This window comes from Flavobacterium sp., assembly GCF_043780635.1.
Lineage (GTDB): Bacteria > Bacteroidota > Bacteroidia > Flavobacteriales > Flavobacteriaceae > Flavobacterium.
On record NZ_JAYWCK010000023.1, the window covers coordinates 12751 to 27510 of the forward strand.

The 14760-nt window shown below is 35.6% G+C and carries 10 protein-coding genes; 4 read left to right on the top strand and 6 right to left on the bottom strand.

Annotation, left to right across the window (positions count from 1 at the left end; translation table 11 throughout):
* Positions 1–83 precede the first annotated feature (83 nt).
* From ACH2BV_RS01720 to ychF, 5 genes are all read right to left on the bottom strand, one after another.
* Positions 84–2798: a DNA gyrase/topoisomerase IV subunit A gene (locus tag ACH2BV_RS01720; RefSeq protein WP_395048835.1), complete on the bottom strand. Its 2715-nt coding sequence runs from the start codon at positions 2796–2798 to the stop codon at positions 84–86.
* A gap of 5 nt (positions 2799–2803) precedes the next feature.
* Entirely contained in the window at positions 2804–4666 is a 1863-nt protein-coding gene (locus ACH2BV_RS01725; protein ID WP_395048837.1) for a DNA topoisomerase IV subunit B, read from the bottom strand.
* 174 nt (positions 4667–4840) lie between these two features.
* Positions 4841–5812 carry a transglutaminase domain-containing protein gene (locus ACH2BV_RS01730; RefSeq protein ID WP_395048838.1) on the bottom strand — a complete coding sequence of 324 codons (972 nt, stop codon included), beginning with the start codon at positions 5810–5812 and terminating at the stop codon, positions 4841–4843.
* 16 nt (positions 5813–5828) lie between these two features.
* A complete protein-coding gene (locus ACH2BV_RS01735; protein ID WP_395048840.1) occupies positions 5829–6350 on the bottom strand; it encodes an NADPH-dependent FMN reductase in 522 nt (173 codons plus the stop codon).
* Positions 6351–6647: 297 nt separating this feature from the next.
* Positions 6648–7742, bottom strand: coding sequence for a redox-regulated ATPase YchF (ychF, locus tag ACH2BV_RS01740; protein WP_395048841.1), 1095 nt, complete (start codon positions 7740–7742; stop codon positions 6648–6650).
* A 317-nt stretch (positions 7743–8059) separates the two neighbouring features.
* On the opposite strand from ychF, the gene ACH2BV_RS01745 reads away from it, so the two are divergent.
* A complete protein-coding gene (locus ACH2BV_RS01745; RefSeq protein WP_395048843.1) occupies positions 8060–10735 on the top strand; it encodes a TonB-dependent receptor domain-containing protein in 2676 nt (891 codons plus the stop codon).
* A gap of 173 nt (positions 10736–10908) precedes the next feature.
* Here ACH2BV_RS01745 and ACH2BV_RS01750 read toward each other — a convergent pair whose 3' ends face one another.
* On the bottom strand, positions 10909–11259 hold the full coding sequence (locus ACH2BV_RS01750) for a 4Fe-4S dicluster domain-containing protein (RefSeq protein ID WP_395048845.1): 351 nt from the start codon (positions 11257–11259) through the stop codon (positions 10909–10911).
* 144 nt (positions 11260–11403) lie between these two features.
* On the opposite strand from ACH2BV_RS01750, the gene ACH2BV_RS01755 reads away from it, so the two are divergent.
* From ACH2BV_RS01755 to ACH2BV_RS01765, 3 genes are all read left to right on the top strand, one after another.
* The gene (locus tag ACH2BV_RS01755; RefSeq protein ID WP_395048847.1) at positions 11404–12462 is read left to right on the top strand and encodes an acyl-CoA reductase; all 1059 of its coding nucleotides are present in this window, start codon (positions 11404–11406) and stop codon (positions 12460–12462) included.
* A gap of 93 nt (positions 12463–12555) precedes the next feature.
* Positions 12556–13626, top strand: a complete 1071-nt coding sequence (gene serC / locus ACH2BV_RS01760) for a 3-phosphoserine/phosphohydroxythreonine transaminase (protein ID WP_395048849.1) — start codon at positions 12556–12558, stop codon at positions 13624–13626.
* Between the two features lie 80 nt (positions 13627–13706).
* Positions 13707–14657 carry a D-2-hydroxyacid dehydrogenase gene (locus ACH2BV_RS01765; protein ID WP_395048851.1) on the top strand — a complete coding sequence of 317 codons (951 nt, stop codon included), beginning with the start codon at positions 13707–13709 and terminating at the stop codon, positions 14655–14657.
* Positions 14658–14760 lie beyond the last annotated feature (103 nt).

Here is a 14760-nt window from a genome sequence, read left to right on the forward strand (position 1 = left end):
TTGCGCTAAAAAAAACAAAGGTCTCAAAGTAATTGTTCTACTTTGAGACCTTTGTTTTAAACCATTATTTACTTTGCGATTAATTAAAACAAAGTAATTTGTCCGTCTTCATCGGGCTGAATCCCCTCGATATCTTCATCAACTATGCTTACTTCTGTTTCCCCTTCGACTTCCAGTTCTTCTGGGATAACTTCTTCCGGTTCTTCGTAAGGCAACGGTTCCAGCAAGTTTACTTGTTTCAATTTATCGGTAGTTAATTGATTTCCTAAAGCTTTAAAGCCTTTTACGGAGATGAAACTCTCAATATCTACCGTTTGATTTTCTTTTTGAGCCCCTTTCACTTTCGTGAAAACCAATTCGGCCATCGGACGATAATCTGTCGAGACAATTTCCAGTTGTGATTTGGCATGTTCCGTGATAAAACTTTCTTCTTTTCCTTCGGTTTCTACCAAAAAGCGTTTTATGTAATACCGTTCTTTTTCACCATCATAATAAATGGCTGAAATCGGTTTTTTTGGATGCCATTTCTCCAAAACTACCATATCTTCATCAAAATGTGTACTCAATTCTGGTATGATAACTTTTAATTTCCCAGTTTGTGAAATCACCAAGATCTTATCATTAGGCCTAAATTCGCCTAGCAATTCTCCTCTGGCATCGACGTTTAATCTTTGAACGGTATCGTCAAACCAAATTTTTCTTGGTTTCAATGTCGAAATTCCTTTTTCCTTGATTTCGATTTTCTTAATTGGATATTTCGTAACCAAATTCCCTTTTGAAGCCCGTCCTTTTATCGCCATTTCGGCAAAATCTAAATCCCATTTCAGTTTTTTGATAGTTCCTATTTGGCGTAACATAATCGTTATCACCTCGGCTTCACCATTTGGATTACAAGTGAAATATAATACTTGAGATCCTTTGTTTTCATTGGTCAAATCATATAATTTATCTCGTGTAACTCCCGAAACATTGAAACGTTTAATATAAGATGGACCTGATTTTCCATCACGATAAATCACATTGTAAATTGTGCGTTTGTCGCTTTTATCAAAAATAGCCACGTGAATAATATCTTTTCCAACGAATTTCTTGTCATCAACTTTGCAAATCATCATTTTTCCATCGCGGAGAAAAACTATCACGTCGTCGATATCAGAGCAATCTGTAACATATTCGTCTTTCTTCAATCCGGTTCCAATAAAGCCTTCTTCCCTATTCACGAATAATTTGGTATTTCTCAAAGCTACTTTTGTTGCCTCGATATTATCGAAACTGCGCAACTCCGTTTGGCGTTCGCGACCTTTTCCGTATTTGTCTTTTAAACGTGTAAAATAAGTAATTGCAAAATCGATTAGATTATCCAAGTGATGTTGTACTTCTTTCATTTCGTCTTCCAATTTTGCAATAAAATCATCCGCTTTATCCGAATCGAAACGCGTAATACGAATCATTGGAATTTGCGTCAATTTTTGCAAATCATCATCTTCAATTTCCCTGACGAATGATTTTTTGAAAGGCTCAAATCTGTCGTACATATAAACATACAAAGATTCTCTATCAGAATACAACTTGAAATCAATATACATTTCTTCACGAATGAATATTTTTTCCAAGGTCGAAAAATGCCATTTATTTTTAAGTTCTTCTAATTGAATTTCTAATTCTGCTTTCAGCAATTGAACGGTTCTTTCGGTAGAAATTTTCAACATATGCGAAACCCCTACAAATAGAGGTTTGTTGTCTTCAATTACGCAACCTAAAGGAGCCACCGAAGTTTCGCAAGCCGTGAAAGCAAACAAGGCATCGATTGTTTTATCTGGAGAAACTCCCGGAAAAAGATGGATTAAAATCTCAACATCGGCAGCGGTATTATCCTCGATTTTCTTGATTTTGATTTTCCCTTTTTCATTGGCTTTTAAAATACTGTCAATCAAAGTAGTCGTATTTGTCGAAAACGGAATTTGAGTGATTACCAAAGTATTTTTGTCCAGTTGGGCAATTTTGGCACGAACCCGAACCCGTCCGCCACGCATTCCATCATTATAATTGGAAACATCCGCAATTCCTGCTGTTTGAAAATCTGGAAAAAGCGTAAACGGTTTTCCCTTTAATATTTTAATAGAAGCATCAATAAGCTCAATAAAATTATGCGGCAACACTTTCGTGGAAAGTCCTACGGCAATTCCTTCGGCACCTTGTGCCAAAAGCAACGGGAATTTTACAGGAAGATTATTAGGTTCGGCACGACGACCATCATAGGAAACGCCCCAATCGGTGATTTTTGGAGAATACAAAACCTCTAAAGCGAATTTCGACAAACGCGCTTCAATGTAACGGGAAGCTGCTGCGCTATCGCCCGTGAGGATATTTCCCCAGTTTCCCTGACAATCTATCAGTAATTCTTTTTGGCCAATTTGCACCATTGCATCACCAATACTCTGATCTCCGTGTGGATGGTATTGCATTGTGTGCCCAACAACATTCGCCACTTTGTTGTAACGACCATCATCTAATTCCTTAAGCGAGTGCATAATACGGCGTTGTACGGGTTTAAAACCGTCCTCAATAGCAGGAACTGCACGTTCCAAAATTACATAAGAAGCATAATCCAAAAACCAGTCTTTGTACATTCCTGTAACTTTGGTAATGGTATCGCTTCCTTCGTCGTTATTTTCGTAAAAATGCGGCATCCCAGCAGAAGTTTTTATGTCTTCAAAACCTTCTTCGCTAGCTGACTCGTTTAACTCTTCGTTAGTTTCGTCTTCGTTTGGGATACTATTCTCTTCGTCTTCTTCCATTTTTTTTAACTTGCTTCAATCGTATCTAATTCCACCTTCAAATTCTTGATGATAAATTCTTGTCGGTCCGGCGTATTTTTCCCCATATAGAAAGACAATAATTGCTCCACCGAGGTATTTTTATCCATCATAATGGGATCCAATCGAATCGTTTCTCCAATAAAATTCTTGAATTCGTCTGGCGATATTTCTCCTAGTCCTTTAAATCGGGTGATTTCCGGTTTTGGTTTCAGTTTTTCTATGGCTGCTCTTCTTTCTTCTTCGGAATAGCAATAGATAGTTTCTTTCTTATTTCGCACCCTGAAAAGTGGTGTTTGCAAAATATACAAATGTCCTTCCTTGATTAATTCCGGAAAAAATTGCAGGAAGAAAGTAATCAACAACAACCGAATGTGCATTCCGTCGACATCGGCATCGGTGGCGATTACAATGTTGTTGTAACGCAGATTTTCCATATCGTCTTCTATGTCCAAAGCCGCCTGCAAGAGATTGAATTCCTCGTTTTCATAAACAATTTTCTTGCTCATTCCGTACGAATTCAAAGGCTTTCCACGCAAACTGAAAACCGCTTGTGTATTGACATCACGTGATTTAGTAATGGAACCCGAAGCCGAATCTCCCTCAGTAATAAACAGCGTGCTTTCTAGATTTCTTGGATTTTTTGTATCCGTAAGATGTGCCCGACAATCCCGTAATTTTTTATTGTGTAGATTTGATTTTTTGGCTCGGTCTTTTGCCAATTTTCGAATGCCGGACAATTCTTTACGTTCTCGTTCGGCTTGCATAATTTTGCGCAAAAGTGCATCGGCAGTTGCGGGATTTTTATGCAAATAACTATCTAATTTGTTTTTTACAAAATCATTGACGAAGGTTCTAACTGATGGCATTCCTGGGTCTGAACCCATATCGGTAGAACCTAATTTGGTTTTCGTTTGCGATTCGAAAACCGGTTCCATTACTTTGATGCTAATGGCAGTTACAATTGATTTTCGCACATCCGAAGCTTCGAATGGTTTGTTGTAAAATTCTCTAATGGTTTTTACAATCGCTTCGCGATATGCGGCCAAATGCGTTCCTCCTTGTGTAGTGTTCTGCCCGTTTACGAACGAATGGTATTCCTCACTGTATTGCGTTTTGCTGTGTGTTAAGGCAATTTCGATATCGCCTTCTTTTAAATGTATGATTGGATATTCTAAATCCTCTACATTGATGGTTTCTTCCAATAAATCTTTCAATCCATTTTCGGAAAAATATTTTTCGCCATTGAATAAAATAGTCAAACCATTGTTGAGATAACAATAGTTTTTGAGCATTTTGATTACATATTCATAACGGTATTTGTAATTTTTGAAAATTGCTTCGTCCGGAACAAAAGTAACTTTGGTTCCTTTACGTTTGGTTGTTTCGATAATATCTTCGTCGAGAACCAAATTTCCTCCTGAGAATTCGGCGGCTTTTTGCTTGTCATCCCGAACGGATTCCACACGAAAATAATGGGACAAAGCATTCACGGCTTTTGTTCCAACACCATTCAAGCCCACAGACTTCTTGAATGCCAAAGAATCGTATTTACCTCCGGTATTCATTTTGGACACTACATCAATCACTTTTCCAAGGGGAATTCCACGACCGTAATCGCGAACGGAAACCGTTTTGTCTTTGATAGTTACTTCGATGGTTTTGCCTGCACCCATAACGAATTCGTCGATACAGTTGTCAAGAACTTCCTTGAGAAGAATGTAAATACCATCGTCAGGCGAAGAACCGTCACCCAGTTTCCCGATGTACATTCCGGGACGCATTCTGATGTGTTCTTTCCAGTCTAGTGACCGAATATTATCTTCGGTATATTGATTTTGATCGGACATTATAAATTTTATCGAATTTAACTACGTTCAGTTCGGTCTTTGCTTTTCGAACAGACCTCGAGTGTGCTAATATAGGGAATATCAACCCATTTTAAAAGAGGAAATCGTCAAAGTTATTAAGAATGATATTGACAGTGGATTTTGGATTACTGATTTATAAAATAAACTGAAATATTATATAATTTTATATATTGCTATTATTCTTCCACTAACAAAAATCGTAACATAAGAGTCTTTTTTATCTAGTATTGGAATAATATAATCTAAATTATTTTTTTGATCCAAATAAGTCTTGATATTATCAATACTTGAAGAGTATGCTATAGTTTCATACTCTTCTAATCCACGAATAGCAAAAATGAGATTTTGATTATTTTGGGTTGAACATATCCCTGATTCAGGTTTTATGATTTCATAATTATATTGAAAATAACCACCAAAAAAAACAGGTAATGGAGCAAAATCTTTTTTACTTTTTGCAACTAACAACCACTTTTCATCTGCTGGATAATGATTTAAAAAGAAGCGCTCAGGATTAGTAAAAAAATAAGCGTCATTAAAATAAAATTTAAATAAATTGGTCTTGCTTGAAACATAACCTGCAGCTGAAGTCACATCCACAAACTTCCAATTATTCTCGATTTTAACAACATTCCAAGCGTGATTTGTCACATCTGGCATTTCTCCTATTTGTGAAGGATCAGCTCTTAAATATCCAAATACAATGGTAGATTCAAACCCTAATTTTAAATACAGATATTCCATTAAAGCAGCGTATCCGTGACAAACTGTTTTCCTAGTAGTCATGGCACTAGAAACCAAATCTAATTTGAATTTTTTGTCTTTAATTTCCCTTTCTTTTTCAGTTTTATAAGAAAACGCATTTTTAGAAATATAATTCATCGATTCTGCCAAATCAACATCATAACTAATATTGGTTGCAACCCATCTAAAAACCGCTCTTGCCTTTTCATCTTGTTTAGAAAAATCTTTATTAATCAATTCGACTAATCTTTCCGTTGTGATTATATCTTTAGAATAATTATCAACAATACTATCAACTGCATTGTATTTCTGGGAATAAACCCAACTTGAAAATAATAAATTAAGAAAAAGGAATGTATAAAATATATTTTTTGGCTTCATTATTTAAAGTTCTAAATTAAAAATTCTTAACAATTTCCTTTAACTGTTTATCCAATTCTTCATTAGAAATTCTCCCTTTTTCGACATCAAAATTATCATTGAAACCAGGCAAGGAAAACGTTGCTTTTATAATTGCACCATACCGTGGAAAGGCATTTTTGGCAATTTCAAGAACCGATGCTCCCCCTCTTGCTCCGGGTGAAGTTGCCATAAGTAACATTGGTTTTTCCTGAAATACTTTCGCACCAATTCTGGAACACCAATCAAAAACATTTTTGAATGCCACAGAATAATTCCCGTTATTTTCTGCAAGGGAAACCACGAGAATATCGGCAGTAGAAATTTTCTCGAGGAATGCTTTCGCTAAAGGATGCTGACCGATTTCCTTTTCGATATCCACACCAAATAATGGCATTTGGAAATCGTTTAAATCCAACACTTCCACTTCGGAATTTTCAAAAAGACCTGAAGCATAAGTGGCTAATTTTTTATTGATGGAATTTTGGCTATTACTTCCTGCAAAGGCGATGATTTTCATTTTTTTTTCTAAAAGTACTAAAAAAATGTCACACTGATTAAACGGATGATAAGGATGAGCATAGATTTTTTTCAACTTTAATTCCTACCCCCGATTACAACGAAAAGCATTTTGACAAGATTGCCTATTTTTTCTTGGCGAAAAAGAGCGACCAACGGAAGCTCCTTTTTTGACTTAGAAAAAAAGGCAAGGCCGAAAAATCTTGTAGTGGAAAGCGGGATTTGGGTACAAAAAAAACTGCCCAATTTCTTGAACAGTTTTGTCTTTTATCTAAAAGTCTATTATCTTTTGTCTTATTTACACATTAAACCTAAAGTGCATTACATCGCCATCTTTCACTATATATTCTTTTCCTTCGACCTTGAATTTACCGGCTTCTTTACATTTGGCTTCCGAACCATAATGAACGAAATCTTCATACGAAATTACTTCCGCGCGGATGAATCCTTTTTCGAAATCAGTGTGTATCACTCCTGCAGCTTGAGGTGCTGTTGAACCTTCGTTGATTGTCCAGGCACGAACTTCTTTGACCCCTGCAGTAAAATAGGTTTGTTGTTTCAATAACTTATAGGCAGCACGAATCAAAACTGAAGCGCCCGGTTCGTGTAAACCTAAATCTTCTAAGAACATTTTGCGTTCTTCGAATGTTTCTAATTCGGTTATATCAGCTTCGGTTCCAACTGCCAAAACAATAACTTCGGCGTTTTCGTCTTTTACCAATTCCCGAACCTGATCCACATAAGCGTTTCCGTTTACGGCAGAATCTTCATCTACGTTACAAACATACAATACTGGTTTTGAAGTAATCAATTGGAAATTTTCGAACAATTCTTCTTCTTCATATCCTTTTGGAACTACTGTTCTGGCTGATTTTGCCTGAAGCAAGGTTTCCCGGATTCTGTTCAACAATCCTTCTTCTACTTGCGCTTCTTTGTTTCCGGTTTTGGCGGCACGTTTTACTTTTTCGAGACGTTTTTCAACGGTTTCCAAGTCTTTTAACTGCAACTCGATGTCGATGGTTTCTTTGTCACGAATTGGATTAATATTCCCATCAACGTGAATGATATTATCATTGTCAAAACAACGCAAAACGTGAATAATCGCATTGCATTCTCTTATGTTTCCAAGGAATTGATTCCCTAAACCTTCGCCTTTGCTGGCTCCTTTTACTAATCCTGCAATATCCACAATATCAACCGTTGCGGTTTGAACGCGAACTGGTTTTACTAATTCTTCCAATTTTTCCAACCTTGGATCCGGAACATTTACTACTCCTATATTAGGTTCGATGGTACAAAACGGAAAGTTAGCACTTTGCGCTTTGGCATTGGATAAACAATTGAATAATGTTGATTTTCCAACATTTGGTAATCCTACAATTCCTGCTTTCATTATATTGTAATTTATTAAAAGTGTGCAAATATAAGATATAATAAATGTTTCATATGTAGATATCTATTGTTTTTTATCTGTCCTATGTAATTCGCATATTTTCACTAGTGTTTATCTCATTGGTTACAGTTGTGTTTTGGTATTTAATGATTTTCAATTTCGAACCCTTTTTGGATATAACCATTTTATCAGTAAAATCTAACGATTAATTCATTTTTGACAATTTTATTATAAAAAATATTTTTTTTTTGCAATTATTTTGTTTAAAAAAATTACATTGCGCCCAATTACTAAACCTAACCAAAATTCAATTAATTATGAAAAAGATTGCATTATTAATGCTTTTATTTAACATTTCCTTTGTTTTTGCTCAAAAAGAAATAACAGGAGTTGTAAAAGACAATTCAGGAACTGCTTTACCTGGAGTAAACATTTTCGAAAAAGGAACTAATAACGGTGTTTCAACCGATGCAGAAGGAACTTACAAAATAAAAGTTCAAGAAGGAGCTACTCTTGTTTTTAGTTATATTGGATACAAATCCATTACAAAAGAAGCTACTAATACCACAATAGATATTGTATTAGCTGCAGAAGGTGAACAGGAATTACAAGAAGTTCAAATTGTAGGTTCCAGAAATTCAAAAAGAACCGTGGTAAACTCAGCAGTTCCTATTGATATTATTGACGTAAAAACAGTCACTACACAAAGCGGAAAATTAGAGATTAATGAATTACTACAATATGTTGCACCTTCCTTTAATGCCAATAAACAATCAGGTTCAGACGGTGCTGACCACGTAGATCCTGCTTCTTTGAGAGGAATGGGACCCGATCAAACATTAGTTCTGATAAACGGAAAAAGAAGACATCAATCGTCATTGATAAACCTTTTTGGAACTCGTGGTAGAGGAAATACAGGGACCGATCTAAATGCAATTCCTGCTTCTTCCATCAAGAGAATTGAGATTTTGAGAGATGGTGCTGCTGCGCAATACGGTTCAGATGCTATAGCTGGAGTAATTAACATCGTATTAAACGACAATATCAATGAACTAACAGGTGCTATTTCTTTTGGAACCTATAATACTGACGCAAAAGGTGATTTTCCTTCAGGAACAGCTAACACAAAAGATTTTAGATTAGACACTAATGGCAACGGTAATAGTTTTGGTAAAAACAAACAATTTGATGGTGCCTCCACAAAAATCACAGCAAATTACGGAATTGGATTAGGAAAAAAAGGAGGATATGTAAACCTTACCGGTGAATTTTTAAACAAAGAAAAAACCTTAAGACCAGGATTTGATTTTAGAAAAGGATTTGGTGAAGCTAGTATTACAGGCGTTAATTTCACGGGTAATTTATTACTTCCTGTCTCTGACAAAATTGACTTTTATGCATTCGGTGGCACAAATCACAGAGATACTGATGCATATGCTTTTACTAGAAACGATGGAGAAAGAGTTGTTGAATCTATTTATCCAGGTGGATTTACTCCTAGAATCACCTCTGTAATAATTGACAATTCTATCGTGGCAGGTTTTAAAACTAAAACTTCTAGTGGATGGAATATTGATTTAAGCAACACCTATGGTAAAAATGTTTTTGATTATACCATCAAAGGAACCTTAAATGCTTCTTTGGAAAGTGCTTCCCCAACTCAATTTGATGCTGGTGGCCATAGCCTTAGTCAAAATACTATAAATTTAGATTTTTCAAAAAACTACGATTCAGTACTTGAAGGAATGAATCTTGCCTTTGGAGCTGAATATAGAACGGAGAACTTCGAAATTTTTGCTGGTGAAATTGGATCTTATGCAACTTATGACACAAATGGAAATCCAATTACGAACCCAGCGACCCAATCTGCACCTATAGATCCAATTTCTGGAGAACCAAGACCGGGCGGATCACAAGGTTTTCCAGGCTACAGTCCAAAAAACGTTGTTGATGAATCTCGTTCCAATTTTTCTGCCTATGCTGATGCTGAATTTGATATAACAGAAAAATTCCTTGTAAGCACAGCAGTTCGTTTTGAAAATTATAGCGATTTTGGAAGCACCATTAATGGTAAAATTTCTTCAAGATATAAAATTTCAGATAATATTAACCTGAGAGGGTCCGTCAGCACTGGATTTAGAGCACCTTCTTTAGCTCAAATATACTACAATACTAGTTTTACCAATTTTAGCAGTTCAGGAGCAACCGAAGTTTTACTTTCTGCCAATGACAGCCCTGTAACAAAAGCCTTTGGAATAGAATCCTTAAATGAAGAAAAAGCTGTAAATGCATCATTAGGATTTACAGTAACTAAAGGAAACTTTACTGCAACAATTGATGGTTATATGATTAATGTAAAAGACAGAATTGTTTTGACAGGCTACTTTGATGCCTCTTCTTTAGGATTGAATGTTGATGCAGCTCAGTTTTTTGTTAATGGAGCAGATACTAAAACAAAAGGATTAGATGTAGTATTAGCTTGGAAAAAGAAATTTGGAGAAAACTCTTTTGGAGCAACATTAACCGGAAATGTTAATCATATGGAAATTACTGACGTTAAAAACGGAAGTCTTGACGAACAGACTTTCTTTGGGGAACGTGACAAAGCTTTCTTATTGGCATCAGCTCCTGAAAGTAAATTTGGTTTAAATCTAACGTATGACAGAAAATGGTTTAATGCAGGATTATCTTTCACCCGTTTTAGTGAGGTAAAATTATTAGACTATCAAATGTATGAAGATGTTGCTGATTATGGAAGTTTTTCCGACCAAATTTCTGCAGCTACTGACACTTATAGCTCTAAAATGGTAACTGATTTGACTTTAGGATTCAAACTTTCAAAATCTCTTAAGCTAAGTGTTGGTGGTAATAACATTTTCAATATTTATCCTGACCAACAAGATGACTGGGTTGAAGCTGGTGGTTATTGGGATTCCGTTCAAATGGGATTCAACGGAGCTTATTATTATGCAAGACTTGGATTTAACTTCTAATACCAGAACTTTTTAGATAAATTTATATTCATAAATGGTACAATTCGATAATTGAATATTTCAAAAAGGGCTGTCTTTCGACAGCCCTTTTTTTATTCTCTTACCTTGATGGTAAACCAAAAAAAATCCTGAATGTTAGTTCAGGATTTAATTATGGTATTCTAGAAAACCTTTTATTCGTTATGTAAAAAAGCTTGTCGATTCATTAAAGTTTCTTCGCTTTCAACGTGATCTACATCCGGAATACAGCAATCAACAGGACAAACGGCAGCACATTGTGGCTCGTCATGAAATCCTTTACATTCTGTACATTTTCCAGGTACGATATAATAAATATCATCTGAGATTGGGGTTTGAGCAGCATCTGCATCCACTTCTTCTCCTGAAGGCAAAATCACTTTTCCTTTGATTCTGGTTCCGTCTTTATATCTCCAGTCATCTGCTCCTTCATATATCGCAGTATTTGGACATTCTGGCTCACAAGCCCCACAATTGATACATTCGTCTGTTATAATAATTGCCATAATTTTTTAATTTAAAGTTAATTAGTTCCAAATTTCAAAAGATATAGAACGTAACCGTTCTCTCTTTTGCCTATTGCCTAAAGACAATAAAAAGCTTAATTTTGTCCAAAAATACAATCAAAACTATTCATATACAAATTACTTATGTCTCAAAACAATAAAAAAAGATGTTTTATTGAATTAGGAAAATTTTTAAGCCAGTTTTCCGAAGAAAAAAATGTCAAAAACCCGATCGTTTTGTACAATGAGTTGTTCTTTGAAGATTTTGAAAATTTAATCCAATTATCACAATCCCATAATGGCTGGTACACTCCGGAAAATGTCTATTTTTCGATTCAATCATGGGCAACAGCCTTAACCGAAGAAAATCTGGACCAATGGCTTGCTTCGTACCATCTAGAAATAAACGAACCTAAAAACGTAGGACTTATACTTGCAGGAAACATTCCGCTAGTTGGTTTTCATGATTTTTTGTCGGTATTAATTTCAGGAAATAATGTATTAATTAAAACCTCCTCGAACGACCAGTTTTTATTGCCATTTTTAGTTAAATATATTATTGCGATCGAACCTGAATTTTCCGAAAAAATTACTTTTGTTGAAGGAAAACTAGAAAATTTTGATGCCGTAATCGCCACAGGAAATAACAATACAGCCCGTTATTTTGAATATTATTTCAAAGACAAACCCAGTATCATCAGAAAAAACAGAAATTCCGTTGCTGTTTTAAACGGAAAAGAAACTAAGGAACAGTTAATCGCTTTGGGTGAAGATATTTTCAGGTATTTTGGATTAGGATGTCGCAATGTATCCAAACTTTTTGTACCAAAAGGTTATTCCTTTAATGCTTTCTTTGAAGCCATTTTCGAATATCAGGACATCATTCATTATGAGAAATACGCCAATAATTATGATTATAATAAGGCGGTCTTCCTGATGAGCAATTTCAAGCTATTAGACAATGGATTTTTAACCATTAAGGAAGACTCCAGCTATGCATCTCCTATTTCGAGCGTTTTTTACGAATTCTATGATTCAATCGAAGAATTACAAATTCGATTGCGCTCAGAAAGTGAGCAAATTCAATGCATTGTGAGCAATAACCTCGTCGAAAACAGCATTGATTTTGGTCAAACACAAAAACCAAATCTTTGGGATTATGCAGATAATGTTGATACTATTTCGTTTTTGTTAACAACATAATGAAAAAATGTTGAATTATTTCGAATTATTTAACGCTTTTTAAACTCCTATTACCGAAATTTGCATTTTTAAATTTTGGACATAAACTACACCATGAAAAAACACAACTACAGCGCAGGACCTTGTATTTTACCACAAGAAGTTTTTGAAAAATCAGCACAAGCCATTTTGGATTTTAATAATTCTGGATTGTCTATTTTAGAAATTTCGCACCGAAGCAAAGACTTCGTTGCCGTTATGGATGAGGCTCGTGCATTGGCCATTGAACTTTTAGGCCTTGAAGGCAAAGGCTATCAAGCGCTTTTTCTTGCTGGCGGAGCCAGTATGGAATTCTTGATGGCTCCTTATAACTTGATGAAGGAAAACGGAAAAGCAGCTTATCTTGACTCAGGAACTTGGGCAAGTGCAGCGATAAAAGAAGCCAATTTTTTTGGAGAAACCGTTATTGTAGCTTCTTCTAAAGACGAAAACTACAATTACGTTCCTAAAGGCTATACCGTTCCTGCAGATGCAGATTATTTCCACTGTACCAGTAACAACACTATTTTTGGAACACAAATGAAGGAGTTTCCAAGTTTGGATATGCCAATCGTTTGCGATATGAGTTCGGATATCTTTTCGAGAGTTTTGGATTTTTCAAAATTTGATATTATATATGCTGGGGCACAAAAAAATATGGGACCAGCAGGAACAACTCTTGTTGTTATTAAAGAAGAAATTCTTGGTAAAAACGGTCGTGTCATTCCAAGTATGCTTGATTATGCTAAACATATCAAAGCAGAAAGCATGTACAACACACCACCTGTTTTCCCGGTTTACGCCTCATTATTAACATTGCAATGGTTGAAAAAATTGGGTGGAATTGCTGCAATAGAAAAAATAAACAATGCAAAAGCAGCTTTGCTTTATGCAGAAATTGATAGAAATCCATTATTCAAAGGAGCTGCGGTTGTTGAAGACCGTTCGAATATGAATGCTACTTTCTTGTTGAATGATCCATTACACACTGATACTTTTAACGCTATGTTGAAAGATGCCGGAATCGTTGGATTGCCTGGACACCGATCCGTTGGTGGTTACAGAGCGTCAATGTATAATGCCTTGCCATTAGAAAGTGTGCAAGTTTTGGTAGACGTAATGGCAGCATTGGAAGGAAAAGTATAGATTGCAGGTTGCAGATTGCAGGTTGCAGTTTTGAAATACAAAATACAATTTTACAATATACATTATACAAATTATAAAAAATGAAAGTATTAGCCAATGACGGAATTTCAAATAGTGGAATTCTAGCTTTAGAAAAAGGTGGTTTTGAAGTTATCACAACAAAAGTAGCACAAGAACAAGTGGCTAATTTCGTTAACGAAAATAACGTAAGCGTAGTATTAGTAAGAAGTGCAACCAAAGTTCGCAAGGACATAATTGATGCTTGTCCAGGACTAAAAATTATTGGTCGTGGTGGTGTTGGAATGGATAACATTGATGTTGATTATGCAAAAAGCAAAGGGATTCACGTGATCAACACGCCGGCTTCCTCTTCAGAATCTGTGGCAGAATTAGTTTTTGCTCATTTATTTTCAGGAGTTCGTTTCTTGCACGATTCTAACCGAAATATGCCTCTTGAAGGCGACTCTAACTTTGACGGTTTGAAAAAAGCGTATGCTAACGGAATCGAATTAAGAGGAAAAACTCTTGGAATTGTTGGGATTGGACGCATTGGTCAGGCAACTGCAAAAATGGCGTTAGGTCTTGGTATGAAAGTAATCGCTGCTGATATGTTTATTCCGCAAGTAGATGTAAAAGTGGAATTTTTCGACGGACAATCTATTACAACTACAATCGTTTCACAATCATTGGAATCATTGTTCAAAGAATCTGATTTCATTACTTTGCACGTTCCCGCCCAAGATGGTTACATCGTTGACGAAGCCGCATTAGCCATTATGAAAGATGGTGTTGGAATCGTAAATTGTGCCCGTGGTGGTGTAATTGATGAAGTAGCATTGGTAAAAGCATTAGACAGCGGTAAAGTCTTATTTGCAGGATTGGACGTTTTTGAAAGCGAACCAAAACCGGAAATGACAATTTTGATGCATCCAAAAATTTCATTGACTCCACACATTGGTGCTGCAACAGGAGAAGCTCAGGATAGAATAGGTACAGAATTGGCTTCTCAAATAATCAGTTTGCTAGGATAAAATTTTGAAATAAATATATTTAGGCTGTCCCAAAAAGGCAGCCTTTTTTTATTCCAAAAAGCTCTAAATCAATCATTTGTTTTTTGTAACTTTATCATTCATA

Coding starts and splice junctions, on each gene's coding strand:
- ACH2BV_RS01720 (WP_395048835.1), bottom strand. CDS start 2,798: ATGGAAGAAGACGAAGAGAATAGTATCCCAAACGAAGACGAAACTAAC.
- ACH2BV_RS01725 (WP_395048837.1), bottom strand. CDS start 4,666: ATGTCCGATCAAAATCAATATACCGAAGATAATATTCGGTCACTAGAC.
- ACH2BV_RS01730 (WP_395048838.1), bottom strand. CDS start 5,812: ATGAAGCCAAAAAATATATTTTATACATTCCTTTTTCTTAATTTATTA.
- ACH2BV_RS01735 (WP_395048840.1), bottom strand. CDS start 6,350: ATGAAAATCATCGCCTTTGCAGGAAGTAATAGCCAAAATTCCATCAAT.
- ychF (WP_395048841.1), bottom strand. CDS start 7,742: ATGAAAGCAGGAATTGTAGGATTACCAAATGTTGGAAAATCAACATTA.
- ACH2BV_RS01745 (WP_395048843.1), top strand. CDS start 8,060: ATGAAAAAGATTGCATTATTAATGCTTTTATTTAACATTTCCTTTGTT.
- ACH2BV_RS01750 (WP_395048845.1), bottom strand. CDS start 11,259: ATGGCAATTATTATAACAGACGAATGTATCAATTGTGGGGCTTGTGAG.
- ACH2BV_RS01755 (WP_395048847.1), top strand. CDS start 11,404: ATGTCTCAAAACAATAAAAAAAGATGTTTTATTGAATTAGGAAAATTT.
- serC (WP_395048849.1), top strand. CDS start 12,556: ATGAAAAAACACAACTACAGCGCAGGACCTTGTATTTTACCACAAGAA.
- ACH2BV_RS01765 (WP_395048851.1), top strand. CDS start 13,707: ATGAAAGTATTAGCCAATGACGGAATTTCAAATAGTGGAATTCTAGCT.